General features: G+C 53.8%; 20 protein-coding genes, 4 tRNA genes and 1 pseudogene. 15 read left to right on the top strand and 10 right to left on the bottom strand.

The window, feature by feature from the left end; translation table 11 throughout:
- Nucleotides 1-3 precede the first annotated feature (3 nt).
- Nucleotides 4-1,023 carry a sialidase family protein gene (locus ACTOVJ_RS01115; protein WP_449503755.1) on the bottom strand — a complete coding sequence of 340 codons (1,020 nt, stop codon included), beginning with the start codon at nt 1,021-1,023 and terminating at the stop codon, nt 4-6.
- A gap of 85 nt (nt 1,024-1,108) precedes the next feature.
- Nucleotides 1,109-2,338, bottom strand: coding sequence for a chloride channel protein (locus ACTOVJ_RS01110; protein ID WP_449503756.1), 1,230 nt, complete (start codon nt 2,336-2,338; stop codon nt 1,109-1,111).
- A gap of 82 nt (nt 2,339-2,420) precedes the next feature.
- Here ACTOVJ_RS01110 and ACTOVJ_RS01105 point away from each other — a divergent pair, with 82 nt between their 5' ends.
- The 3 genes from ACTOVJ_RS01105 to ACTOVJ_RS01095 all read left to right on the top strand — a co-directional run bounded on the left by ACTOVJ_RS01105 (nt 2,421) and on the right by ACTOVJ_RS01095 (nt 5,405).
- Complete coding sequence (locus ACTOVJ_RS01105; RefSeq protein ID WP_449501624.1) at nt 2,421-3,860, top strand: amino acid permease; 1,440 nt, start codon at nt 2,421-2,423, stop codon at nt 3,858-3,860.
- Nucleotides 3,861-4,101: 241 nt separating this feature from the next.
- The gene (locus ACTOVJ_RS01100) at nt 4,102-4,365 is read left to right on the top strand and encodes a GlsB/YeaQ/YmgE family stress response membrane protein (RefSeq protein ID WP_449501623.1); all 264 of its coding nucleotides are present in this window, start codon (nt 4,102-4,104) and stop codon (nt 4,363-4,365) included.
- 788 nt (nt 4,366-5,153) lie between these two features.
- On the top strand, nt 5,154-5,405 hold the full coding sequence (locus ACTOVJ_RS01095; RefSeq protein ID WP_449501622.1) for a hypothetical protein: 252 nt from the start codon (nt 5,154-5,156) through the stop codon (nt 5,403-5,405).
- A 761-nt stretch (nt 5,406-6,166) separates the two neighbouring features.
- On the opposite strand, the gene ACTOVJ_RS01090 is transcribed toward ACTOVJ_RS01095, so the two are convergent.
- Nucleotides 6,167-8,557 (bottom strand): HAD-IC family P-type ATPase, encoded by a 2,391-nt coding sequence (locus ACTOVJ_RS01090; RefSeq protein ID WP_449503757.1) that lies wholly within the window; start codon nt 8,555-8,557, stop codon nt 6,167-6,169.
- A gap of 194 nt (nt 8,558-8,751) precedes the next feature.
- Between ACTOVJ_RS01090 and ACTOVJ_RS01085 the strand changes: the two genes are divergently transcribed.
- Nucleotides 8,752-9,234: a putative periplasmic lipoprotein gene (locus ACTOVJ_RS01085; RefSeq protein WP_449503758.1), complete on the top strand. Its 483-nt coding sequence runs from the start codon at nt 8,752-8,754 to the stop codon at nt 9,232-9,234.
- Between the two features lie 391 nt (nt 9,235-9,625).
- On the opposite strand, the gene ACTOVJ_RS01080 is transcribed toward ACTOVJ_RS01085, so the two are convergent.
- Nucleotides 9,626-9,716, bottom strand: a tRNA-Ser gene (locus ACTOVJ_RS01080).
- An 88-nt stretch (nt 9,717-9,804) separates the two neighbouring features.
- Nucleotides 9,805-10,269 (bottom strand): nucleoside deaminase, encoded by a 465-nt coding sequence (locus ACTOVJ_RS01075; protein ID WP_449501619.1) that lies wholly within the window; start codon nt 10,267-10,269, stop codon nt 9,805-9,807.
- A gap of 53 nt (nt 10,270-10,322) precedes the next feature.
- Here ACTOVJ_RS01075 and upp point away from each other — a divergent pair, with 53 nt between their 5' ends.
- The 3 genes from upp to ACTOVJ_RS01060 all read left to right on the top strand — a co-directional run bounded on the left by upp (nt 10,323) and on the right by ACTOVJ_RS01060 (nt 12,934).
- On the top strand, nt 10,323-10,961 hold the full coding sequence (gene upp / locus ACTOVJ_RS01070) for a uracil phosphoribosyltransferase (RefSeq protein WP_449501618.1): 639 nt from the start codon (nt 10,323-10,325) through the stop codon (nt 10,959-10,961).
- A 113-nt stretch (nt 10,962-11,074) separates the two neighbouring features.
- Complete coding sequence (locus tag ACTOVJ_RS01065) at nt 11,075-11,935, top strand: DUF5926 family protein (protein WP_449501617.1); 861 nt, start codon at nt 11,075-11,077, stop codon at nt 11,933-11,935.
- Between the two features lie 201 nt (nt 11,936-12,136).
- Nucleotides 12,137-12,934, top strand: a complete 798-nt coding sequence (locus ACTOVJ_RS01060) for a glycosyltransferase family 2 protein (RefSeq protein WP_449501616.1) — start codon at nt 12,137-12,139, stop codon at nt 12,932-12,934.
- Here ACTOVJ_RS01060 and ACTOVJ_RS01055 read toward each other — a convergent pair.
- Nucleotides 12,931-15,153: a hypothetical protein gene (locus ACTOVJ_RS01055; RefSeq protein WP_449503759.1), complete on the bottom strand. Its 2,223-nt coding sequence runs from the start codon at nt 15,151-15,153 to the stop codon at nt 12,931-12,933. The two genes, ACTOVJ_RS01060 and ACTOVJ_RS01055, sit on opposite strands and share 4 nt — an antisense overlap.
- Entirely contained in the window at nt 15,150-16,307 is a 1,158-nt protein-coding gene (locus ACTOVJ_RS01050; RefSeq protein ID WP_449501614.1) for a diacylglycerol/lipid kinase family protein, read from the bottom strand. Before ACTOVJ_RS01050 ends, ACTOVJ_RS01055 begins: the two co-directional genes overlap by 4 nt.
- 167 nt (nt 16,308-16,474) lie before the next feature.
- Here ACTOVJ_RS01050 and serS point away from each other — a divergent pair, with 167 nt between their 5' ends.
- The 5 genes from serS (at nt 16,475) to ACTOVJ_RS01025 (ending at nt 19,716) form a co-directional block, all read left to right on the top strand.
- Nucleotides 16,475-17,752: a serine--tRNA ligase gene (gene serS, locus ACTOVJ_RS01045; RefSeq protein WP_449501613.1), complete on the top strand. Its 1,278-nt coding sequence runs from the start codon at nt 16,475-16,477 to the stop codon at nt 17,750-17,752.
- On the top strand, nt 17,752-18,693 hold the full coding sequence (locus ACTOVJ_RS01040; RefSeq protein ID WP_449503184.1) for an HAD family hydrolase: 942 nt from the start codon (nt 17,752-17,754) through the stop codon (nt 18,691-18,693). Before serS ends, ACTOVJ_RS01040 begins: the two co-directional genes overlap by 1 nt.
- A gap of 117 nt (nt 18,694-18,810) precedes the next feature.
- Nucleotides 18,811-18,901 (top strand) — tRNA-Ser (locus ACTOVJ_RS01035).
- A 183-nt stretch (nt 18,902-19,084) separates the two neighbouring features.
- Complete coding sequence (locus ACTOVJ_RS01030; protein WP_449503760.1) at nt 19,085-19,243, top strand: hypothetical protein; 159 nt, start codon at nt 19,085-19,087, stop codon at nt 19,241-19,243.
- A 381-nt stretch (nt 19,244-19,624) separates the two neighbouring features.
- Nucleotides 19,625-19,716: transfer RNA gene (locus ACTOVJ_RS01025), tRNA-Ser, on the top strand.
- 304 nt (nt 19,717-20,020) lie between these two features.
- On the opposite strand, the gene ACTOVJ_RS01020 is transcribed toward ACTOVJ_RS01025, so the two are convergent.
- Nucleotides 20,021-20,914: a DUF1684 domain-containing protein gene (locus tag ACTOVJ_RS01020; RefSeq protein ID WP_449502755.1), complete on the bottom strand. Its 894-nt coding sequence runs from the start codon at nt 20,912-20,914 to the stop codon at nt 20,021-20,023.
- A 155-nt stretch (nt 20,915-21,069) separates the two neighbouring features.
- Here ACTOVJ_RS01020 and ACTOVJ_RS01015 point away from each other — a divergent pair.
- Nucleotides 21,070-21,142 (top strand) — tRNA-Arg (locus tag ACTOVJ_RS01015).
- A 121-nt stretch (nt 21,143-21,263) separates the two neighbouring features.
- Here ACTOVJ_RS01015 and ACTOVJ_RS01010 read toward each other — a convergent pair.
- Nucleotides 21,264-21,857 carry a hypothetical protein gene (locus ACTOVJ_RS01010; RefSeq protein WP_449503769.1) on the bottom strand — a complete coding sequence of 198 codons (594 nt, stop codon included), beginning with the start codon at nt 21,855-21,857 and terminating at the stop codon, nt 21,264-21,266.
- 176 nt (nt 21,858-22,033) lie between these two features.
- Between ACTOVJ_RS01010 and ACTOVJ_RS01005 the strand changes: the two are divergent.
- Nucleotides 22,034-22,327: pseudogene (locus ACTOVJ_RS01005) on the top strand (pentapeptide repeat-containing protein); the annotation flags it as partial.
- Between the two features lie 47 nt (nt 22,328-22,374).
- A complete protein-coding gene (locus tag ACTOVJ_RS01000) occupies nt 22,375-23,901 on the top strand; it encodes an ATP-binding protein (protein ID WP_449503770.1) in 1,527 nt (508 codons plus the stop codon).
- 153 nt (nt 23,902-24,054) lie between these two features.
- On the opposite strand, the gene ACTOVJ_RS00995 is transcribed toward ACTOVJ_RS01000, so the two are convergent.
- On the bottom strand, nt 24,055-25,308 hold the full coding sequence (locus ACTOVJ_RS00995; protein WP_449503771.1) for a methyltransferase domain-containing protein: 1,254 nt from the start codon (nt 25,306-25,308) through the stop codon (nt 24,055-24,057).
- Nucleotide 25,309 lies beyond the last annotated feature (1 nt).

Below are 25,309 nucleotides of genomic sequence, written 5' to 3'. Positions count from 1 at the left end.
CCCTCAATTCGTCACACTCATGCGAGTACACCAAATTTCTCTTTCGCGCTCGAACACCACCACAAGATCGTTGCCAACCCATACGGCATCGCAGTAACCAAAGGCACCTGATGAAAAACGGGTCAGAATCTGTGAGTCCCATTGGGAATGACCAGGGGAAATTCTGACCACTTCCCCATTTTCGCGCGCCTGAGACGAACCGGAATGAATAAGGAGATCACCGAGCTGCTTCGCGTTACACCCGGGATCTGCAAGCCGAAGCTCCTGAGGGGGCGTGAAATTCACGCCATCACTTGAGCGCGCCATAAAGCGCACACCTGAGCCACGCCCAACGAAACCCTGAACTCGAAAATTCGCCCATACTTCGCCGTCGACAACGGCCAGTGTGCACTCGTCAAGCAACGCCGTTTCGGCCATGATAGGCGAACTGACCTCAACAATATCGGTGCCGACGAAGTGCACGATCAGCACGCCGGTGCGATCACCCCACCGGCACACGTATGGGACGAGCACCTGGCCATTGAATTCAATTGTTGAGCCAGAGGTTGCGAACACGGCATCCGCGCCGGTTTCACTATAAAGCTCAAGGGAAATATTTCGGTGCGCAAGATTGTGCAGATTCGGCCCAAATGCCACCCATGGCTGCAATTGTTCGCCTCCGCTCACGGACTCGAAATACCCCACCGACGTCGTCGAGCCATAAGCAACGAAAAGACCAGCGGACGTTGCGCACATGCACGAATCTGACGCAATCGGAACGGGCATGTCGAGCCGCGTCGGCGCAGACCACGCGTCAGTTGTACACGGCGACGTCATCTGAGCAATCCAGTTTGGATTCGGAAGATCTGAAGCGAGAGTCGTGCCAATAAAATCTGAGCCTGAACCGCTCACAGGGGCAGGCCGAACATCGAACAGAAGATGGACAGTTCCCTGATAGACAGCAAGGGCAGGGATCCGCAATTCTCCAACCCCCTGCCACGGTGAGGCGATGACATGCGGCTCCTGAACAAGTTCACATTCCACCTTCGGCCCCCTTCACTTCACAAAAATTTCAGCACGGATCACTGCGCGCGTCAACGTATGCACAGACGCGCCATTGAGGTGCGATTTATTCAATCGAATGATGCCTGTTCCAGAGCGATGCTAAAGCATAGGCTCCACCCGACGCTACAAGAGCCAGCGGAACAATCCAGAGTGGCGCGCCCGCAAGTTCCCACGCCATGACCGCGCCGAAGATCCATCCATTTTGGACAATACCAAGCACTGCAGCGCCGAAAATCAGTGTCACCGGCGCAGCAGGAATACCACAGGCAATTGCGATCGCTGCCCCAACTGCGGCGCCAACGGCAAGCGAAGGCGTGAGCACTCCACCGTCGGCACCAGAACCGAGCAGAATCGACGTCGCAACCACTTTCGCCGCAGCCAGGCCAAGAAATAACCACACTGCTCCTGCTGCCGCATAGCCATCTTGCACAATATCCATGCCATTACCAGCGATCTGAGGCAATGGATAGGCCAGACAGGCCGCAACGAGCGAGGCAACTGCAATCATCGCAGGTAGACGCCACGTGGGCGGCGGACGGAATTTCTTGCAAGCCTGAACACACACTTGGAAAACAACACCAATTGCTGCGCACGTGGGCACTGCTAGAAGAGCAAAGATCCCATACACCCACGAAAATTCCAGATCAGGGAATCGGTAAATTGTCCCTGACCCGATAACCGGGCGTGCTACCAGCATCGAAATCACACACATGGCACCGGCGCCTGCCAATGCCTTCAGACTCAGACGATGAAGAAGCAGCTCAAGAGTAAAAACCACTCCGGCGATCGGCACGTTGTAGACCGCACACAATCCCGCACCCGCCGCGCACGCAAGAGCGAGCTGTGAATCGGCGTCGGACATTCCCACCAGACGCGAGATTTGTTCAGTTGCTGCACTCGAAGCCTGCCGAGGCGCCGCTTCGCGCCCAATAGGCGCACCTGTGGCGACAACCAAAATTTGGGTGAAAGCATCGACGACTGGTCGCCAAAACCCCATCGGACGCCCCGTAGCCAACGCTGAATCGACAGTGATCACAGGCCCCCGACGGCGAAGCGCCCACCAGGCACAGCCAGCCAGAGCTCCCCCGACGACGGGAACAAAGAGACGCCGGTACAACGGCGCCCCACCGACATCGCCGGAAATCGTTCCCGTGTGACCACCGAACGCAAAACCTTGCACGATGTGGAGGACCAACGCCATCAGGGCGGCGAAAAGACCAGCAGCAATACCACCAAGCACAATGACACATGCCCAGCGTCCAGCACGGCTACGCAAAGTTAAGGAAAGGCTCACACGAAAACGATACGTGCCCTGTACCGAAAGTGGAAAGAAATAGCGTAGGCTCATCGCGGTATACCACCTGGAAGGAGCAACCATGGCCGACGAATCGAATGAGCTCAAACGCGGGCTTGAGGCCCGCCATCTCAACATGATCGCTATCGGCGGGGCAATCGGCACAGGTTTGCTCGTCGCCTCAGGAGCGACGATTTCTCAGGCGGGGCCAGGCGGCGCCCTTGTTGCCTACGTGGCGATCGGATTCATGGTTTACCTACTGATGCAGTCGCTGGGCGAAATGGCCACCTACTTGCCAGTGTCAGGGTCATTCGGAGAGTACGCCGGTAGATTTGTGTCGCGCTCCTTCGGCTTTGCCAATGGCTGGAACTACTGGTTTAACTGGGCGATCACATTGGCAGCAGAGCTTGTGGCCGCTGCGATCGTGATGCAATATTGGTTCCCGCGCGTGCCCGGCTGGGTATGGTCGGGAGCATTTCTCGCAGTGCTCTTTATCGTTAACGCGGTGTCAGTTCGCGGGTACGGTGAGAGCGAATTCTGGCTTGCAGCCATCAAAGTAACCACCGTGATCGTCTTCCTTGTGCTGGGGGTCCTGATGATTTTCGGTGTCATGGGAGAGAAAAGCCCAGGATTGTCAAACTGGACAGCTGGCGACGCGCCTTTCGCTGGCGGCTTCACCTCGATCCTTGCTGTGTTCATGATCGCCGGATTCTCCTTCCAAGGAACTGAAATGCTGGGCATCGCCGCAGGTGAAACCAAAGATCCGGAAAAGAACGTACCCAAGGCGATCAAATCCGTGTTCTGGCGTATCTTGCTTTTCTACGTCTTTGCGATCGCTGTGATCGGCTTCCTGGTTCCATACACCGACCCCACGCTCTTGAACCCCGACGGCGATGTGACGCTCTCGCCTTTCACTCTAGTTTTCTCACGCGCGGGCATCGCTGCCGCTGCGGCGGTCATGAATGCGGTTATTTTGACCGCCGTGCTTTCCGCCGGAAATTCGGGTTTGTATGTTTCCACTCGTATGCTTTATGCGCTCGCTGAGGCGGGTCAAGCTCCGAAGATTTTCACGCGCGTGAACTCCCGCGGCGTGCCGATGCCCGCCTTGCTTGCAACCACCGCAGTAGGTGCGATCGGCTTTGTGCTCTCCCTCGTCGGCAACGGGGTGGCGTACACCTGGTTGGTTAACGCCTCCGGGTTGGCCGGTTTCATCACGTGGATGGGAATTGCCTGGAGCCACTACAAGTTCCGTCGCGCTTTCGTTACGCAAGGCCACGATGTCAGCGAGCTTCCTTTCCGTGCGCGCTGGTTCCCTTTTGGACCGATCATTGCGCTGGTGATGTGCGCCGTAGTGATCGTTGGCCAAAACGTCGAAGCCCTCACGGGACACTCATCGTTCTACGTACTGCTGTCCTCCTATATCGGACTGCCGTTGTTCCTCGGCTTGTGGTGGGGACACAAGATCGTCACCGGTTCGCCCTCGGTTCAGCCGGCCGACGCTGATCTCTCACGTCACCACTGAGTTGTCTTTTCCGCGTTGTCTTAGTTTGTGCGTTCCCAGTCTTCGATTGAGCCTGAAATCACGGTGAATATTGGGTGCGCCGGGATGTTGATGCCACTCTGCCCGCGCATGAGTATTGGGCTCGATTATTACGCCCGGGGTGAAGAATGGCAGAAAAAGTCTTTCTGCAGGTGGAGATCGCGTCCCACACGCGTAGAGTGGGCGCAGTCGAACACCCACCTGGGTGTGAAAGGAGAATCTTATGGGAAACATTATTGGCACGATTATTTTTGGTGCAGTGATTGGCGTTCTCGCACGCTTCTTTAAGAAGGGCGATGAAGGTATTGGCGTTCTGTGGACCGTCTTGCTCGGCATCGTTGGTGTGGTCGTCGGAAACCTACTTCTATCAGCTTTCGGTTACCCCGCTAATACTCCGGGTATTGACTGGATCCGCTGGGTCGTGTGCACAATCGCTGCGATACTTGCCATCGGCGTATACCTCGGTGTCACCGGTCGGAAGAACTGACAGCAGGAGAAATTTGAGCAGAACAACTCATGAATTTCTTATGAAGTTCAGGGAATGCTTTCTGCTCCCACACGAATATGGTGGGGTTTACCCCCTCCAAAGCACTTAAACTGTTCTGCCAATATTGGATGGTTTAGGTCGTGTCTGCCTGTTAATCTACGAGAGCCTGACCTCAGAATTATTCTGAGGTCAGGCTCTTGAGTCGTTCTTGGATGCGTTGGCAAGTTACACCACTCGATATTAGTTCCTAGCTCGGTGGTGGATTATTCGACGATGTCCGAGATGCCCGGGGCGTAGAACTCTGATTTGAGATTGCCGAAGAAATTCTCGGCTAGAGAATTGTCGTATTACTTGGCTCTACATGAGAATTCCCCTCAGCCGGAACACACAACTTTCATCATGCTACGCGTGCACCACTTTCACGGATCTGCGATCCGCTCCATCATGCGCGCAGCACACCCAAAACCCCTGAAACACCAACGAAAAATAACCCTTTAGTCTGTTAATAGCAGCCAATCCCAAAGACCTTGACATGTTCAAAGCAATGGGACACACCAGCGCGCCAGTCGTCTTCGCAGGTGCCGACCACTGGTCAGGATTCAAAAAGACCTCATCCGAGACACCATCAACAAACTCACCAACAATATCCCCTAGACCAGCCGACGCGGACAACCGTAACAAAGGCAAACATTACTCCGGGTGCCCCTCATATCTCCTCCATTCCACGAGAATCTCAACCTACGGTTACGGCCAAAGCACGGATCCGATAAGGAAAGGAGGAGAACAAAATGAAACCACCTTTTGATCAAGCAGTTGCAGCCAAACAAAGCAGCATCGGGCAGCGCAAAATCGATTATTTCGATGGTGTTAAAGAAGAAATCATTCGCAAACTCAACTGGTACCTTAACGACGTCTACCAAGGCGCAGCCATCAACGAGACACGCGTCTATGACCGCGCGCTCACCTATACTCTTAACTATCGTGAATATGAGTCCATCGACTTTGAAGAGATGTGGTCTGCAGCTGGCTGCCCACCATGACGCCAATCCCCCCAAAAAAATACACTCGCTCCGACAGTATGCCGATCTATACGGCAAACGAACCGGGAATAGACGGGACGGGAAACATCGCCACGTCACCTGAACTGCAACGAGCTGCGGCATCGCACTGACTCATCGCAGAATGGCTACACACAATCCTTCCCCAAACCTACAACTGCCTCGTCCTACCCGTTGTATCTGACCAGCCAATCACCATCTACACGAAAGCAAACTGCGTTCAATGCGCTGCGCCGATAACGTGGAACTATGGGTGAACTCGGGGCGGAAAACCTATCTCTACGCACTGCTTTGTTCTCATTATTAATGAGCATTCAAATGGAGCACCGACTCGTGAGACATTTGCGTTGACTCATAGAGACTCAACGGCATTAACTACACCACTCGCCGTCTGGACGCCAAACATCGCAGAAGAGCCGAAGGCTTAGCCTTCGGCTCTTCTATCGCGATTGCCAAGGTCACTACTCTCGGCAAGAATCGATCGGACGGCCATCCACGCATTTGGCCGTCTAATCAGAAACGGTAAGGCTACTTAACGGGGCACAACTCCCTTTCACATTTACCGTCTATTCACTTGTCCGCCAGGCGGATCATTCAGGAGGAGAAGACTCGACTCCTTCGCGATATGACCAGTATGGATAACAAACCTTGGAATAGTAGGCTTCCATACTGGGAATTCTCTGTCAGTTCACTATTCTTTACATTCTCATCACTCGTGAAAAATTGTGCTCACTGCGAGCCAATCAGAAAGAAATTCGACCCTTTTCGTCTCGATCGAAGAATGGTGTCTTTTTCCACATGACAGGGGTGATTCCGACAGAACGCGCCACAATCCACCACAATCCTTCAATCAACGCTGCACCAAGAAGTCCAAATGCCGCGCCAGTAAGCATCATTGTCATGTTGGAGGAGTCCAATGAGAAGAACCACTGAGCTGGTTCCCAGAAAAAGAACACGCCATATCCAACTAATGGCAAAACAATGAGCGTCACTTTCCACCACGTCCATGGACGAGCAACACAAGCAAGTACCCATGTCGAAGCAATAATAAGCGCGAGCAGAGCTGCTGTTGATTCTTTGATGTGATCTTCTGGGATATCCCATCCACCCGACGTTATAAGATAGGTGGCAAATGACACCACACCAACAATGAAGCCAGCAGGAAGGGCAAACCTGATCGTCCGCTTCACAAAGCCATCGCGAGCGCGCGAGTTGTTCGGTGGAAGTGAGAGAATGAAAGCCGGAATACCGATTGTGAACCATCCAGTAATCGACACATGGATCGGCATAAATGGATACGGCACTTGTGCAAGCACCACAAGAATCGCCAGCACCGCTGAATAGATCGTCTTTGTCAGGAAGAGATTTGCAACGCGCTCAATATTCCCGATGACACGACGTCCCTCGGCGACGACGTAGGGCAACGTCGCGAATTTGTCATCCAAAAGCACAATCTTCGCCACAGAACGGGTCGCAGAGGCTCCTGAGCCCATCGCAACACCGATATCGGCATCCTTGAGAGCGAGAACATCATTGACGCCATCGCCAGTCATTGCCACAGTATGCCCCCGAGATTGGAGAGCTTTCACCATCGCTTGCTTTTGATCGGGACGTACACGGCCAAAGACACGATTTTCGTCCACAACCTGCGTGAATTCGTCGTCCCCGATCTCTCGTGCGTCCACTGTTACCCCTGCGTCATATCCCAAACGTGAGGTGACAGCACCCACTGAACGTGCATTGTCTCCGGAAATTACCTTCACTTCGACATCCTGCCGAGCGAAGTAATCAAGGGTGTCACCGGCATCGGGACGGATTTTCTGCACGAAGGTGATCAGACCAACTGGCTGAAGATCACCCGGCGCGTTCTCGGAGGTCACTGACACAGATGCACGCCCAACAAGAAGCACACGCAAGCCGGTATCGCCCAGTTCAATGGCGCGAGCTTCCACATCCGTTCCAGGCGCTAAGACGTCGGGAGCGCCCATCACCCAGTGTTCTCCGTTTGCGAAGCTCACACCACTCCACTTTTTGGCAGAAGTAAAGGGTTGACGCTCAGCAACCGTCCACAGCGATGCTGGTGTCCCTAACTCATCAGCCACTGCCTTCATAGTGACATTAGGATCAGGATCCGACGCAGCAAGCTGAGCAAGTCCTTCACGTGCCGTCGTTTCATCGATCTGCCCGACGATTTCAAAGTCACCAAATTCGAGGATATTTTGCGTCAATGTGCCTGTTTTATCAGCACAAACAACATCGACTCGCGCCAATCCCTCGATTGCCGGCAATTCCTGTACCAAACACTGGCGCATTCCCAGTCGGATCACTCCAAGCGCAAACGCCGTAGTTGTAATCAGCACTAGCCCTTCAGGAACCATCGGAACCAATGCTCCAGCAATACGCAACACCACATCAGAGTAGTTATGCGACCCCGGCTGACGAACCTGTGAAATCACGATGAGAATTCCCACCGGGATCAATACCCAGGTGATGATCTTAAGAATTTGATTGATTCCCGCCTGGAGCTGGGACTTTGCTAAGGAATACTTCGATGCCTCAGCAGTAAGTTTTGCCGCATAGGAATCCGAGCCAACCTTCGTCACAACGTAATCGCCCGATCCTGAGACCACGAAACTGCCAGACATGACCGTATCACCCGGGCCTTTATGCACCGGATCCGATTCTCCCGTGAGCATTGACTCGTCAACATCGAGATATTGTGACTCACGCACTTCGCCATCGACCACGATCTGAGCACCAGCGCCAATATGTAGGACGTCATCCAGAACAATGTCGCTTTGCTTAACTTCAACGAGCTTGCCGTCTCGCCAGGCTTGGGGGTGTTCTTCCCCGAGAATAGAAAGCTCCGAAAGGGTTTTACGTGCGCGCAGCTCTTGGATAATGCCCACCACAGAGTTGACCACGATCAAACCACCGAAAGTCGCCTGGATCCAGTGTCCGGTGGTGAGAACGACAACGAATAACACTCCGAGGATTGCGTTGATCCTGGTAAAAACATTCGTCCGGATAATATCCCACGTTGTTTTTCCAGCACTTGGCGGCAAAATGTTGCGCCGGCCGTCCGCTAGACGCTCCTCCACTTCAGCCTTACTCAGACCTAATACGGTGTTCATACATTCCCTTTCGTCTTCCACTCACCCTACCGCATGGCTATGACAAAGAATCACACTCATCAGTTGGATTCTTCAACTTGCGCTATTTCGCCGGTTGATTCGTCCATATTCGCTGAGCAGTTTGGGCGAATGTGCATATGCCCAGATATTATTGCATGGCATAATTCCAACTAGATGAAAAGAAGTGTTCACAAATGAAGAAGACTCTTGCGGCCGCTTTCGTGTCGCTGATCGCTTTGGCCGGCTGCTCATCCACACCAACGGCAAACAGTTCCAGTGCTCCAGTTGACGATGCAGCCAGTCTCGATGGCACCTACAACTCAGTTGAAGATCTCCACAAGGCCGTCGTTGACGCTGGCTACAGGTGTGATTCTTACTCTGATAAGCAAAAGCAAAAGGATGAGTCCGGCAAAGAAGTCGAGATGGAGATCGGCTACAACAAGGCTACATGCAACGGTATGGATGTCCTGACAGTAACAGCGAACCGCGGTTCAAACTCTGCCGATATTCATCTTGCTCAGGAAGCAACACCGAAGGGTGAGAAGATCTACTTTCTGAGCGGCGATAACTGGAACGTGCGCGGCGAAAAAGCTGATTTGGAAAAGATCGCTCAGAAAATGAAGGGTGAAGTCCAGGAAGTCGAAGGTGCTATGGCACTTGAGTCTGAAGCGAAGTAACTCGCTCATTCAAATCACGCGAAGGTTTCCCTTGCCTCTCAGCGAAAGCGTAAAAGGTAAGGGAAACTTTTATGCGAGCCTGAAGAAATGAACCGATACCTGTTCGCATGGTCTTTTGGCACCCCTTATTTCATATTTTGTTGAATATCGGGAGACGAAAGACTGTTTAAGGGGTGCAAAAATACCAGTAGTCCACCTACACCATCCCTGAACAAAGAAAGAGCTCTTTCACCATCGGCAACAGCGATATATCCCCAATAAAAAATGCTGACTATTGACGTGGTCTAGCGTGTGCGGATGATTCCGCTCATGTGGGTATTGGTTGTGTATCGGGAACCGCGAAACAAAACCCCTGAGATACCACTTTTCGTTGGTATATCAGGGGTTTTTGTGGCGGTGACGGTGGGATTTGAACCCACGGTACGGGGTTACCGTACACAGCATTTCGAGTGCTGCACCTTCGGCCGCTCGGACACGTCACCTCGGCAACCAATAGTACGTGCATTTACACATTCGAGCAAAACGACACACTGTAACGCACACCACGCAACTATTGCCAGTAGGTCACCCCTACGTGCTATGCCTCAATTTCACGAACCACGCGGCGAGCTGAGACCTTACTTCTTCCTGTTCGATCCCACCGACCACTTCAATGGGTGTCCCCAGCCTGGCGTCTCGGAGGACATCGCGTATTGATCCAGCCGCACCAGCTTTTTCCTCCCAAGCGCCGAAGACCACTCGCGACATACGTGCATTCACAATCGCACCCGCACACATCGTGCACGGTTCAAGCGTGACAACCAAGGTATATCCACTAAGGTTCCATCCGCCGATAGCACGTCCAGCCTCACGCATGGCATTGATTTCAGCATGACCTGCAGGATCAGCGTCACGTTCACGAGTATTAAAACCGCGACCAATCACCTCACCCGCCGGCGAAATAACAAGAGCACCAACGGGAACATCACCAACCTGCCCGGCAGAATCAGCTAAGTCCATCGCTTCCTGCATCCAAACGCGCTCAATCTCATACATGTGACCCATCGTATTGAAGGGTCTTGAGCCTGCGCACGCGGTAAATTTGAGGCATGGAAATTAATGTCATTGAGCACCCGCTTGTTTCACACAAGCTGACCGTGTTGCGCGATAAGGAAACTCCTTCACCGATCTTTCGCCAGATCGTGGAAGAAATCATCATGTTGCTGTCCTACGAATCCACCCGCGATGTTCTGGTGGAGCCTATCGAGATCGACACACCGGTTGCTCACATGACCGGTTCAGCTCTCACTACGCCTGGCCCAATTGTTGTGCCGATTCTGCGCGCTGGTCTGGGAATGCTCGAAGGCATGACACGCCTGATGCCTACCGCCGAAGTTGGCTTCCTGGGCATGAAACGTGACGAAACCACTTACGAAGCCGTCACCTACGCTAACCGCCTGCCAGATGATCTCTCAGGCCGCCAATGCTTCATCCTTGACCCAATGCTTGCCACTGGCCACACACTGATCGCAGCGATCGATTACCTTCTTGAGCGCGGAGCTCGCGATGTCACCGCAATCTGCATCCTCGCAGCGCCGGAGGGCTTGAAAGCATTGGAAGACCATCTCGCTGACCGTGCCGATGTGCGCATCGTTCTGGCCGCAGTCGATGAAAAACTCAACGAGCACGGCTACATTGTTCCTGGTTTGGGTGACGCTGGAGATCGTCTTTACGGCGTGGTCGACTAATTTTCGGCAATATCGGGCCATCACTACCTCGCGCACACCACGCTTCTTGCTAGTCTTTGGCGAGAAGAGTTGGCCCATTTTGGTCGGAATAACTTTCATTGACAAGGAGAGATATGGGAAAGAAGAGCCGTCGCGATCGCGAAAAGGCACCAAAAAAGAAGCGCGTGCAGTTTGTTGACCGCCCATTTGAAGGACTGAATTTCGAGGCACGCCTGGTTGCGATGCGTGAAATCGTACCGGCAGCAACTCTGCGTGTGAAATTCAACGAGGCTCACGGCGCAGAAGAGGCGCTCATCGTCTCGGTGCTCCCAGGTATGGCTTCAGCGGCGCGCCGCGAGGATGGCGTGGCAATGGCTGCAGCTCAAACTGTCATGAACTCAGGAGACGCCTCCCTCGATATTGCTGATCGTCTGCTCGCCGCTCTGGAACTCAAGCCAGGTGAAACTGCGGCTGCATCGGAACTCCCCGACGCCGATGGCGAACGCCTCGCTGACATCCTCGACCTCACCTTTGATGCGGAATTTACCACCTACCCCAATTTCGCATTCTGGGTTTCCGCCGACGAACTAGCAAAGCCCGATGTCAAGGCAGCAGTGGAAGAGACCGCTGGACAGATGGTTCCCACCGTTGAGGTCGAAGGATTCGAAGGCGCATTCTGGTGCCGTATGCAGCGAGAATTCGTGCGCTGGGTTCGCCCGGAGCCTGAAGCGCAGATGCTCGATGCTCTCGCTCGACTCCAGGCCGCACGTGAGTTGAACTTCGACGGTGCTGTTTTCAAGGGCGCATTCCGTTCCTCTGGACTACTCACGCCCGTGTGGGAGCTTGAGCGCGGAACCGAAGCTGACGAGTTGGTCGCCCCGTTAGACAACTTCACAACCAAGCTCACTGCAGCTCTTGCCCAGACCGCCCCGCTCACACCGGAAGAACGTCGCGCACGCAACGGAATCGTGTCGCGTCAGCTTACCCTTCGCTGAGCACTCTTTTTCCGCCGACGCCAGTGCGCCTGATGCGTACTGGCGTCGGTTCATTTTGTGCCACGCCTTCTGTTTCGTCATATCACTCAGTACCCCTGAATCTTCAGCATATGCTCAGGGTGGACACGTCTGAATACACAATGACGTAGCTAGGCCTAAAGACCGTATAGAATAGTCACAGTGTTCCATAAGGGAGGTACCGTGAGCGAACAGTCCCCAGAGCGTGAAGCTCCAATCCATGTTGCCGTCATTATCCCGGCGAAGGACGAAGCGGAGCGCATCGGTGCAACGGTTCGTGCCGCACGAGCCATTCCAGGTGTGGATATGGTGATCGTGGTTGATGACGGATCAAGTGACGACACCCAAGGCGTTGCACGTGTAGCAGGAGCTTCTGCGATTCGTCATAGTGTCAATCGTGGCAAGGCTGCCGCAATGGAAACAGGCGCCTCAGTAGTCTCAATGCGCGACGCTGACGGCTCGATTCCCCGCGCACTGTTGTTTATCGACGCCGATCTGGGCGATTCTGCAATAGAGACAGCTCCCCTCATCGAACCTGTCCTGAATGGGAAAGTCGACTGCACGATTGCTTACCTTCCACCACAAGAAGGCGCTGGAGGCCATGGTTTCGTCACCGGTGCTGGACGCAAAGCTATTGAAAAAGCCACCGGGTGGATCCCACGTGCACCATTATCCGGACAGCGGTGCATCACTCGCGAGGCCTTCGAGTCAGTTCGCCCTCTCGCCCACGGCTGGGGAGTGGAAGTGGGGATGACAATCGATCTCCTCGTCGGCGGCTTTACAGTTCAAGAAGTTCCTTGTCACTTGCGCCATCGCGCCACTGCGAACGATCTGGCTGGCCAGTTACATCGAGCATCACAGTACAAGGATGTTGTGCGCGCTGTGGCTACGCGCAAGGCGAAGCGTAAACGGGTTCCGGTGGATGCCCGCGGCCCGAAATCCCAAGATTGTGCTCCGTACAATGCTTTCGGCCGCTACTAATTTCTGACAGAGGCATCACGAGCCTCTATTTCCTCAGCAATACAGTGCTCGGCGCTTTGTTGCCCTCGGGCGACTGAAAGAAGCGGCACTGCCACAAATATCGCCGCCATAGGCAAAACGAGCCCCGAATCATTGAGCGCAAAGCCCCCTACCGCTAGAGCAACGATTGCAATTGCTGCTTGAGTAAACAGATCACACTCGCTGAAATCCGGATGCCACCCAGCACGCATCTGCCGTGCCACATACCAGGCACCCCCGGCCACAACAAGGGCAACGAGGATCCACACGAAAACTGGCACTGAAATAAAGAGGAACCCGAGTTTCCGACCGATCACAGCAAAGGCATCGCCGGTGACAACGGATTCAAAAAATTTTCCGAGATGAGTACGTGATGCTGGCGGCCGCAGCCAGTCCACGAAAGCAGCCGCAAGAGTGATGGAAGCTGCACCAGCAAGTATTGCAATGACCGTGCGCAGTCTCACAGTTTTTCCCATCGCCAATAAAGTCAGAAGAGAAAATGCCACGACTAAGGCAGGCACCCCTCCGAAGTCTGCTCCGATGGATGACGATCCATCGATCACCGTAGCGATAATGCCACAGGCCACCACTGCCATAACACTGAACACCCTCATCTGCGCTGCGACGAGGATATGAGCAGCCATCATTGCAAGCACAATCATGGACACAGCAAATACAGTAAAAGGCGCGTTCGACAGGCCGTAAAACCGTCCGCCCGACTGAGGCTGGTCGCCCAGAACCGACGGGGAATGAAGAGCCGAACCGAAAATCGCATCGACGCCGATCGTCGTCGCCGTCACCAGCGCGACAATGCCCGCTCCGCCAAAGGGACTCGCACCACGCCGGTTCGCGAACCGGGAACTCACCTGTGCGAGCACACCGATGACACACGCAATCATGCACACACCCGTAACGAACACCAGAACTGGCACATGTGCCCGCCACCAAGGCACACAGTTAATAAGGAAAGAGGCCACAGGGAGGGCGGCAACGCTCAGAAATGTTCCTTGGAGCAACGGTGTCATGGTCTGAGTACGTTCTGAACAACCGCGTACCCGGCACCGCCACAGCAGAGTAAACGAAACACACGCAGATAGTGCCCATAACGCATAAAAGATACCCACAACCGAGCGCGTAAGCGCCCCTTTCTTTTCGGCATCAACGAGATACGCACGACGATCATCAACCACAGGACGTTGTGACTTCCACACTTGTGAGCCGACGAGGTTGCTGATCACCGACGGTTTTCCGCCGACGGCGCGCACAATCGTTGGGACGACGTCGGTCAACTGCAATAATCCTGGCTGCCGGGTTGACCACGAGTTCGCAAAGCTTCCCTCCGCTACACCGCCCCCTGCACGCCCATAAGCAAAAACATGCCCGCGCGCACGCGAACCGGTGTCTCCCGGTGCGATGAGCATCACTCGAGCTGAGCCTGCGGCGTCGACAAGTTCACCGAAAGCGCGATCCACCTCACGAAGTGTTCGTTGACCAGGTTCCGCACTCTCACCTCCACCAAAAACAACACGAAGCTTTGCAAGGAAACCAGCGTCAGCATGAGGCAACGCCACCGGCCCAAGATCTGCGAACACAACGTCTGCACTGGCGAGCCCCTCGTCGGCGTAAATTTGAGCCGCAGAACGCACACCTAATGCGAACGAAGGAGCGCTGGAGGAACCGTTTGCTGTTGCAGTAACGATCGCTCCGCCACGGCCGATCGCTGCGACCTCCTTTCCTTCAAGCGCACGTGCCATCAGCCCGAAATCTGGGCGGAACGGGTTAGCGGAATTCGCTTCTCGAAGTGTGTCCCACTGTGTACGAGGGAGGGGGTCTGCAGAGTGTGACAGCGTACTGACAGTTTCACAAGACGGGGCTTGAGAAATCTGACCCGTGTTTAATGTGAGCCAGCCGGCATCGGGGCACGCGGTTTCTTCGAGGCGCACAACAATCAGGTTCGCCACAGCAGCGTGTCGTGTAAATGTGTCGATGTTGGGTGTATCCGCTCCAACCTGATCCCAGCGAAGCCCCGGGATTCCGACGACAAGGAGCTGGCCTGAATCAGAAAAATTTTCGCGCGTTGAGTCGAATTTCTCCTTGACAACAGGCAAAACGAAAACCGCACCGAGCGCCACAACAAGGGCAATCACCACTGCGATTGCGCGCGCTCGTATACCGTGGTGAGAGGAAATATGCGTGCTCAATTTCCTACTCGCACTCGTAACGCCCCCGGGTCGATCCTCGCACAAACGTGGCGTGCGTAGCCATAAGCATCTCCGTCAGCCTGGATTTGCTGGAACGTATGGGTTTGCAGTGAGACTTCACGAACACGGTGCATATCCATCGAACCAATCTGTCCCGAAAGCGTTTTATTTTTTGGAGCGCGCATACCTGTCCCAAGTTTGCCGGCAAGAGCCGCCCAACCAAAAATTCCTCCGCGTGTGTCGAGCACAGCCAGCTCAAGCCAACCATCGTCGGGCTTCGCATCTGGGTCAAGAACGAGTCCGCCTGTAATCTCTCCACAGTTGAGGAACATTACCGAACGTGCGTCAGTTTCAACCACGGCGGTATCGTCACCCGCACCCACACGAAGCGAGACATGCATTTTCTTCGCGAATGCAGCAGGGATCGCAGCCTTCACGTACGCAAGCCAGCCAATTTGATCCTTGAGCTGGGAAGACGTGCCTCCCATAATTTCTGCATCGAACCCCACACCCGCAATCACGAGGAATGGATAGTCTCCCGGTTTGGCTAGTTCCCCGGTGGTGTGGTCTCGTCTCAAGGCAGCTTGAAGTTCACCGCCGGCATCATCCTGCTCCGGCACAATCATGTGGCCGAGATCGAGAGCCCGATCGCGCCCAGTTAACGCGATAACCGCCATATCACGCTCGGATTCGAGCGGGAGGTTGAGATTCCGAGCCAGAAGATTCCCTGTCCCCAGTGGGAAAAGTCCCATTGGAACCCCGGTTCCTGCCAATGCGGCCCCGACTTCAGTGACAGTGCCGTCGCCTCCAGCTGCGATCACGACGCTCGCACCCATTTCCAGTGCCTGTTTGGTTTGCCCTGTGCCCGTGTCATCCTCAGTAGTCGCCAACCACACCGGCTCAGGTAGTGAAGCATCCGCAGCGACACGTGCAAGCGTCTGCTTCAAATAAACAAAATCAGCGTTTTTCGTGGGGTTGTACACGACCACAGGCGGCCCATCGAGGGGGACGTGCGGACCTGGAGTAGGGGTATGGCGACCGCGTGAGAGCTGCTTCTTAAATGCTGCCAGGGCAGCCTGGTTTCTCCACGCAGTGAGCAACGCAAATACCGCCACACCAAGCGCAATAAGTCCAATAACGATGCTCCACGTCATAGGTTCTAGAGTACCGCTGAGATGTGTCGCGGTCACGTTCTTAACGCCCCGACGTCGGGCATTTAGCCATCTCGACGTCGGCAGAACGATCCCTACGGCACCGTTACAGAGTGTCCATCACCGGTGCGGGTAGGCGAACACACCCGAAAGAGCCTATTCTTATATTCATGATCGACATCCGAATCCTGCGCGAAAATCCTGAAGTAGTCCGCGAGTCCCAGCGTCGCCGCCAAGCGAGCGAAGCAGTTGTTGACGCGGCCATTGCGGCTGATGAAAACCGGCGCTCGGCGCTCGTCTCGTTTGAAGAGGCGCGTGCGCAACAAAAGTTGGTGTCAAAGTCAGTGGGCAAGGCGTCGCCGGAAGAACGGCCTGCGATCCTCGCACAAGCAAAAGAACTTTCGAGCAAGGTCAAGGAGCTTGAAGCCGCAGCAAACAAGGCCGATGCCGATTTCAACGCCGCGATGTATGCCATCCCGAACCTCGTTGAGGCAAACGTCCCTGAAGGCGGCGAAGATGACTACGAAGTAGTCAAGCATGTCGGTCAAATCCGCGATTTCGCTGCTGAAGGATTCGTCCCCAAAGATCACCTCGACGTTGCTGAAGGTATCGATGCGCTGGATATGGAGCGTGGAACTAAGGTCGGCGGTTCTCGTTTCTACTACCTGAAGGGTATGGGTGCGCGCCTCGAACTCGCTCTACTGACGATGGCCGCAGATCAGGCGCAAGCTGCCGGATTCACGATGCTCACCACCCCAACTCTCGTCAAGCCTGAAATCATGGCTGGCACCGGCTTCCTCGGTGCTCACTCCGATGAAATTTACTATCTCCCTGCTGACGATCTGTATCTCACCGGCACATCTGAAGTGGCACTGGCCGGCTACCACAAGGACGAGATCATTGACCTGTCTGCCGGTCCGTTGCGTTACATCGGATGGTCCTCGTGTTACCGTCGCGAAGCTGGCTCCTACGGACGCGACACCCGCGGAATCATCCGCGTTCACCAGTTCAACAAAGTGGAGATGTTCTCCTTCATTGATCCAGCCGACGCCACCGAAGAGCATGAGCGTTTCCTCGGGTGGGAAGAAGAAATGCTGGCAAAGGTTGAACTCCCCTATCGCGTCATCAACACTGCAGCAGGAGATCTCGGGTCTTCAGCTGCAAAGAAGTTTGACTGCGAGGCCTGGCTACCTACCCAGAATCGCTTCATGGAAGTGACGTCGACATCGAACTGCACCACCTTCCAGGCGCGTCGACTCAATATCCGCCAAAAGCTCGAGAATAAGAACGCTCCTGTCGCCACGCTCAATGGCACACTCGCGACGACGCGTTGGCTTGTCGCATTGTTCGAAAACCATCAGCAAGCCGATGGCACGTTCGTGATCCCGAAAGCGTTACGTCCTTACATGGGTGGCCGCGAAGTGATCGAGCCAGTAGGTCGGGTGTAGTGGCAGGACGTCGCGAACCCGTCGGCCCGCTGCCCACAACCCCATGGCGTGAGGCTCTTGAGGCGGCCCAGCTCCCCAAAGCCGGTCCGGATTTGATGGTTGCCCTAGATATTGACGGCACGATCATCCACCACGATACGTCGCTCTCGCCACGTGTGGCTGATGCGATCCGTGCACACCTCGATGCTGGAACTCACATCATGGTGGCGACTGGTCGTTCGGTAGGCGCAGCAGATATCGTGATGGAGCCGCTGGGGATGGATCGTGGTTTTGCGGTGCTCTCCAATGGTTCAGTTGTGACAGCAGTCGGGACTGAACCAGCAGCTCTCGGCGGCATCGATCTCTCCACACTTGAGCGAGTCCCCAACGAGTACCGCCTAGCGACAATTCCTATGCATTTTTGGCGTACCCATACCTTCGATGCCAGCAACGAAATACGGCTGATCTCTGCCAATATCCCGGGAGCGATTATCGCATTGGAGACTGTGGGTGGGCCAATCCGCCTCACTGAGGAATTCCCGAATGGAGAACTCGCCGGAGTCACTGAAGTGACAGCCCTGGAGGATCTACTGGCTCACCCCATTACCAGTCGATTGACCGTTCGCGTTCCAGAAATGAGCGCGGGCGACTTGCTCGCACACGTTGAGAGCCTCGGTATTACCGGCGTTGAGTATGCAGTGGGCTGGTCAGCTTGGATGGATATCACGCCGGCCGGAGTGTCTAAAGCTTCGGGACTCGAAGATGTTCGTCAAGTACTCGGAATTCCACGTGCTCATACGCTCACGATGGGTGATTCTGGAAACGATTGCGAGATGCTCGAATGGGGTGGACTCGGAATTGCGATGGGGAATTCTTCCGATTATGTGCGTTCCCATGCAAACACAGTTGGCGAATCAGTTGATGATGATGGCGTAGCACAGGTTCTCGAACAGCTTCTGTAGGCTATGACCGCACCTACGCGGGCAATACAGGAAGGTATTTTGGCGTGCCAGTTTCCAAATAGAATGTTTTCCTCTACACTAGGGAAGTCGGCTCGTGTGTACGCGCGTTTCGGCAAAGGAGAGTTGTCAGAGCGGCCGAATGAGACGGTCTTGAAAACCGTTATGCAGTGATCCTGCATCGGGGGTTCGAATCCCCCACTCTCCGCCAAGTCCCCATCTCACACCGGTGAGATGGGGACTTTTCCTTTATTTTCAGCCAATAAACCCGCACAAAAAAAGCCATTCTGCAAGAGCAGCGTGGTAGTCATTTTTAAACAAAATTCCCCACCTATAACCATCTCCGGGGGACACCCTGGGGTACCAAAAATCCTGGCACCCCCAAACTGTCCTAATGAACTCAGAACTGAACATTGATGCTCGAGATCATTATTATGTGACGCCTGCTGGAGATGTCGAGATTCCTCTCGGATATCTTCGTCCCATTCTCCGCGTCTTCCATGATTTCGCTGACGCGTCCGAATTGCTCGAAGAAAATCATTGTCCTTCATAAATAACTTTGAGTGTATACTTCACGCTTCCGTATTTTGGTACCCCTAAAACTTCGTTTTGACTCTGATAGAGGATCAAAACACGATATGAAGGGCGCCAAAATACGCTGGCAGTAAGTAGCACCTCGTTGAGATAACCAACAACGCGATCAACGCAAGGTTCAGGACAACAATGTTTCCGCCAATCGCCCATGCCAGCACAGTGCATATCAATTGCGTTCTTCGAGTAGTGCTGCGCAGAATTTCGAGGAAAAATTTTTCCTGATCATCTCCTTGTATAAAGGGCTAGAGCCATTTCCATGTGTGAGATTCACGTGTTCTGTAGTCCGCAACCACTTTAGGTTTGGCGCTTTGAGCAAATACCCGTTATTCTAGGGGAGTCTGGAGATGTGGCAGAGTGGTCGATCGCGCACCCCTGCTAAGGGTGTAAGGGTCTTAAAGCCCTTCGAGGGTTCAAATCCCTCCATCTCCGCCAAGTCCCCATCTCACATCGTTGAGATGGGGACTTTTCCTTTATTTTCAGCCAATAACCCCACAAAAAGCCATTCTGCAAGAGCAGCGTGGTAGTCATTTTTAAGTAAAATTCCCCACCTTTAACCATCTCCGGGGACACCCTGGGGGTACCAAAAAATCCCGGTACTCCCCCCCCCGAACTCAGTCACCACAAAGTCACCATTTGAGGAAACACTGCGGTGATCCACCGTTCTACCCCTCACCGCTTAATATTTGCCCCGCCAAATCGTTGATTTGGCGGGGCAAACGCACATTCTGTCAAAGAATCAGTTCTTGTGGCGCTTTGAATGATCCTGCATACGACGCCAGGTCATTTGCTCGACACGGCGCTCGCCGGCACGAACCGGGGTAGGCCATTCATTACCTGCAAGCGGCATCGGACACGTACCCCACGGCGTGAAAGCAGCAGGGAAATTCATCGAATAATTGAAATCAACCTCCACCTGGGCGCTTCGCTCACTCAGCGGCTTCTTCCCCGCAATCCATGGCGATTCCACCGGGACAAAACGCCAATCGGCACTTTCCTCACCATTGGTCGGATCATGGAACGTCAGATGGAAACCACCTTCAGGAGTCCCCTCAAGTTGGAAGTGGTGTTCTTCGCCGTCAATAGTGACACCCAAATCTGCAGTCACTTCATACGGGCTGTGGACGTCCTTGCGCGCGGTCGAGCGTTCACCACGAATCGGTTCGTCGAGCAATGTGATTATCGCAGGATAAATTTCACGAGTCGTGTAACCCCATGTCGGCACCCCTTCAAAGCGGGTGCGCACAGGCGAATCTGCACGACGCACTCGGATCGCGTAGCGATTCGAGCGGCGAATGATTTCTGCACGCCACAGCGTGGTGTGCAGGCTCATATCCGAACCTTCATTCTCCAGAACGAAATCCACTTCGCCAACTACCGGAACGCCGTCACGGAACACAGAATCTTTCTCAGTGAAAGTCGCACGCAAGAAATCGCCTTGCTCACCCGACATCACCTGGAACATGCCAGGGAAATCGCGGATCGGTGTGGGAACCCAGTCAATCCATTCGTACGAAATCAGGGTGAGCCAGCCAAATTCTTCGGCAAGCTCACTATTGCGCTGATCGTGCCAGTTCTGCCATTTTTCGGCTCGAGGATCGCGAAGCGACTCCTCCACATTCATCTCAGTCATGGCCCCATCTTATCCGCCAGTTCCAGCGCCCGTCACGCGCTCCTACAGATCACCAAACATGCAAATGAGCGATACGCCACTATTTTCAAATTTGGTTTTCACGCCGAACAGACGTAAACTTTTACCTGTTCGCGGAACAAACGTTTTGAGAACATGCGCCCGTAGCTCAACGGATAGAGCGTCTGACTACGGATCAGAAGGTTGGGGGTTCGAATCCCTTCGGGCGCGCTTTGGCTCGGTGGTTGATTATTCCTGCCGAGCCATTTTTGCATCTATTTTAAATCAGCTCACGACCGACTGTTTTCACAATGCTAATGTTTCGGGCACACATAAATGGGAGCCCGAAACATTAGTAAAAGGCCAGGGTACTAGCTTCACCCACTGATAGCATCCCGCAACGCTTCAACAAAAGCGAAATTCTGGGCCTGTGATGGACACGCAGAACTGAATTCATCAAACGATTTCTGAGTAATGGCGCCCTTGCCACCACCAGAGACGTGACTGATGAATCCGTCAAACCTCTTCGCATCGTCAAACCGCGGATGAGAGAAATCGCCTCTAATAAGTCCACAAAATTTTTACTCTCTTCCTCGGAAATTCTTTGTCCCTTCGCCGTATCTGCAGTGACGAGCGGTGTCACCTTAGCGACGTAGTCTCCGAGATTCTCTTCATTCAGGTCACCCACACCACTGAGTTCCTTAGCACGTGAGATAGTCTGGGCACATTTTTCTTGAGTTTTCCCAAGAACACGCTGAATGTCCTTCACAGCTGACGGGCCAACGAGGTCAAAACTCTTCCCGTTGAGCTTCGCTGTGGAGTATTTTGCGTTCGCATCCACTCCAAGCTGTGTTTGCTCGCTTACTTCAGTTTTCTTCTCAACAACGAGGAACTGTGAAATTCCGCCTCGATACCACACCACACCTACTGCGACAGCTACTACCACAGCGAACGTAAGGATCCCTGTAACAATTTTTTATTCATGGTGTCACCCAATTCCCAACCGATAGCTAATTACGCGCTTGGTTTTTACCCTTTAATTTCAGCCAACCGACGGAGTTTTGCGGGCAAGCCCTCTTCTGTGACAGCACATGGAACCGCAGTCCGCGTTTTCACCGAACAGTATTTCACGATAGAGTCGATTTTTCTGGTGCTAATTTCCGCGAAAGCGCATTTTTCCGAACGTGTAAATTTTCAGAAGACCTTTCGTTCAACGGGTCAACATATGGGACATCTCTTGAGCTAAAAGACGGTGAACGGGTGAGGAAGTTTGAATTATTCGGCACGAAAGTAGTGGAATCCGCATTTTTTGACGGATACAAACCCGAGATTGTCGACACGGAAAGCGTAAAAGACTTTGTTGTGACACACGAACAGGTTGGGCACAAGTTCGAGAATCTCCCCCACCACACTTAAACTTCAAATTCAAAGTTTACATGAGAGTTTGAAGTTATACTTTAAGTGTGGACATCACCAAAGAGAATTTTGTGCCGGTGCTCGAATCACTTCGCTTGCGTCAAGGTGATAGCGACTCGATTGAAGTCAAGCGCGCACAGGGAGGCATCCCTTCCGATATGGGCCGCACGATTGCAGCATTCGCCAATATGCCTGCTGGCGGAACCATCATCTTTGGCGTTGACGAAAAAACAGGTTTCACACTCACAGGGGTCGAGGATCCTGCGTCCCTGGAAGCGGCACTCATCCAGCACTGCAGATCGCAAGTCAACCCAGCTCCCCATATTGAAACTCGCGTTTTCGACGTCGAGGGGAAGAAGATTCTTGTTTTCGATGTGCGTCCGCTTCCGTTCCACGAACGCCCAGCCACTTATCAGGGCATCGCTTATTTACGCCAATCCGACGGCGAGTATCCCATGCAGCCGTGGGAACTGCGAATGATTGAATCAGAGAAATTCAATGCTTTAGAGTCTCGCCGATTCGACGCCGAAACAGTTTCCGGAACGAGTGCGAACGATCTCGTACTGGAGCTCGTCGAACGTTACCTTCGCACTGTTCGTCGGGATTCTCCACGGCTAACAAATCGCTCCGATGAGGAGATCTTGCACCGAACGGGCGTTATATCGGAAAATGGCCAACTTACTTTGGCGGGGTTGTACGGGTTGGGGGACTACCCACAAGGCGCATTTCCAGCGCTGACGGTCACGGCAGCAGTGCGCCTTGGCAATACAGACGAAGAACGAGCAAGGAATCTCACGCATTTCGAAGGGCCGATCCCCGTTCTACTTGACGAACTCATGCTGTGGTGCGAAAGGTCTCTGAATCGCATTCAACGATACAAGCCAAACGGAAAAATGGAAGATGCCCTCGAGTTACCTTTGAGCGCGATTCGAGAGCTTGTTGCAAACGCTCTGATTCACCGTGATCTGAGTCCAAATACTCTCGATTTCGGTAAGAGTATTCAGATTCGACTACACCCTAATAAGTTGATGATTCTCAGCCCTGGAGGACTGCGCGGCGTATCGATTGAGCAGCTCATGAGTCAATCGCATGCGCAGGCTGCGGTGAACCAGACTCTTTATCAGATGATGCGCAGGATGACGAATCTCGACGGCGAGCGAATTATCGAAGGCGAAGGCGGCGGTATTCAACACGTCTTCGACGCCGCGCGCAAGCAGGGCTTGCGAAAGCCGACGCTGGTCAACTCAGGAACGGAGTTCAAAGCTTTGCTGTGGCGGCCAGAGCCCGGGAAACCACTATTGGCAGCTCCCTACAAAGACGCGACGAAGGAAGAAGAAAGTCGCAAGTCACCTGTGCCTCGCCCTACCTCGGAAACTGAGCCAACAAAGAATGAGCCACTGATCATCGACCTCTTACATACGCACGGTGAACTTGCGGCTCAACAGATCGCTGAGCTTTCTGGGCTGACTTTGGGGCAGTTGTACTACGCTCTTGCACACGCGCGAAAGGGCGGACGCATCATCATGGAGGGGTCTCAAGGGAAACGATCAACAATCTATCGACTCCCAAATTAAGCAGCCCGTACTTGCGTGAAATCCACACTTAAACTTCAAATTCAAAGTTTACATGAGAGTTTGAAGTTATACTTTAAGTGTGGATTTAAACTTTAAGTATCGATTTACACTGTGAATGCCACTGACGACGCCATTGCCCGGCTCACGCACGCTTCACGAGACGCGTTCAAGCAACACAATCGTCTCGAAATGAGCAGTGTGAGGGAACATGTCGAGCACTTGAGCCTTGGCCACACGATACGACGGCATCGCACCAAGATCCTTCGCCAATGAATTCACATTGCAACTCGAATACAACACTCGCTGTACGCCTGAACTCTCCAGCCACTGTGCGAGCTCACCGATCCCACGACGCGGCGGATTGACCACCACCAACTGCGGCAACGACGTCGGCGCAGAAACTTCCTGCGACGCCCACGTCATCGCGTCAGCGCAGATAAAGCGCACAGCGTCAGCCATTCCAATCGCATCAGCTCCAGCACACCCTGCATCCACTGCTTCTTGAGAAGTTTCCACACCAATCCCGCTAAAACAGCGTCCTGACCGCTTCGCAGCGCTAGCCAGCGCAAGCAAGAATCCGCCGACTCCGCAATACAAATCCCAAGCCGACTCCACATCGCCACACCACTGAATCGCACGTGAGTACAATTCCTCAGCAATATCAGTATTGGTTTGGAAGAACGACTTCGGCCGAAGAAAAAGATCTACCGGATATTCATCCCAGGTCTGGCCTACCCACAAACGCATCGGCAAAATCGCACGCTCGGAAATCACGATCTCTTCCTCGCCCTCAATGACGGCCTTGCGCTCACTTTGAACGTTGAGGGACATCACGGCCATATTCGGCAGCGCCGCCTTAAGTTCTTCACGCAATTTGAAAAGGATGCCCTGCACTCCTCGCCTGCGTGCAACAAAACGAACCATCAGTTCGCCGCTCGGCGCTTCAACGATAATGAGGTATTTTAACGTCCCTGTGTTCGTTGCCGGTGAATACGGATCCAGCCCAGCGCGCGTAATGAAAGTGCGGAGAGGTTCGATTGCAGTACGGATCCCGGCTGACGGCAATGGGCAATCAGCCAGATCCACACCGGCACCGTCGGAGCCGAGGATACCGAGCTTAGGGTGGCGCACTGAACCTGTCACCACAAGTTTCACTTTATTGCGGAACGCCTCTTTGACGCTTGTGACAGGATCAAGCCATTCTTGGGCATGGATCAAACCACGAGCGCGCAGATCCTTGGCAGCCAGCTGAGAATCGAGAGGTTGTTCAATCCACGAACATGAGTGACATAGACCGTTTTTATAGTCCTCACAGTCGAGAAGCTGCATCACAGTGCGCTGCGAAAGTTCCGCAGTCGGGCGATGGACTGGCCCGCGTGTGAAATCGTGGCGAATGTTGTGCGTCATC

This window comes from Arcanobacterium sp. (ex Cirak et al. 2026) (assembly GCF_053585065.1).
The sequence above is the reverse complement of the archived record's forward strand: the minus strand, read 5'-3'. Positions and strand labels throughout refer to the sequence as shown.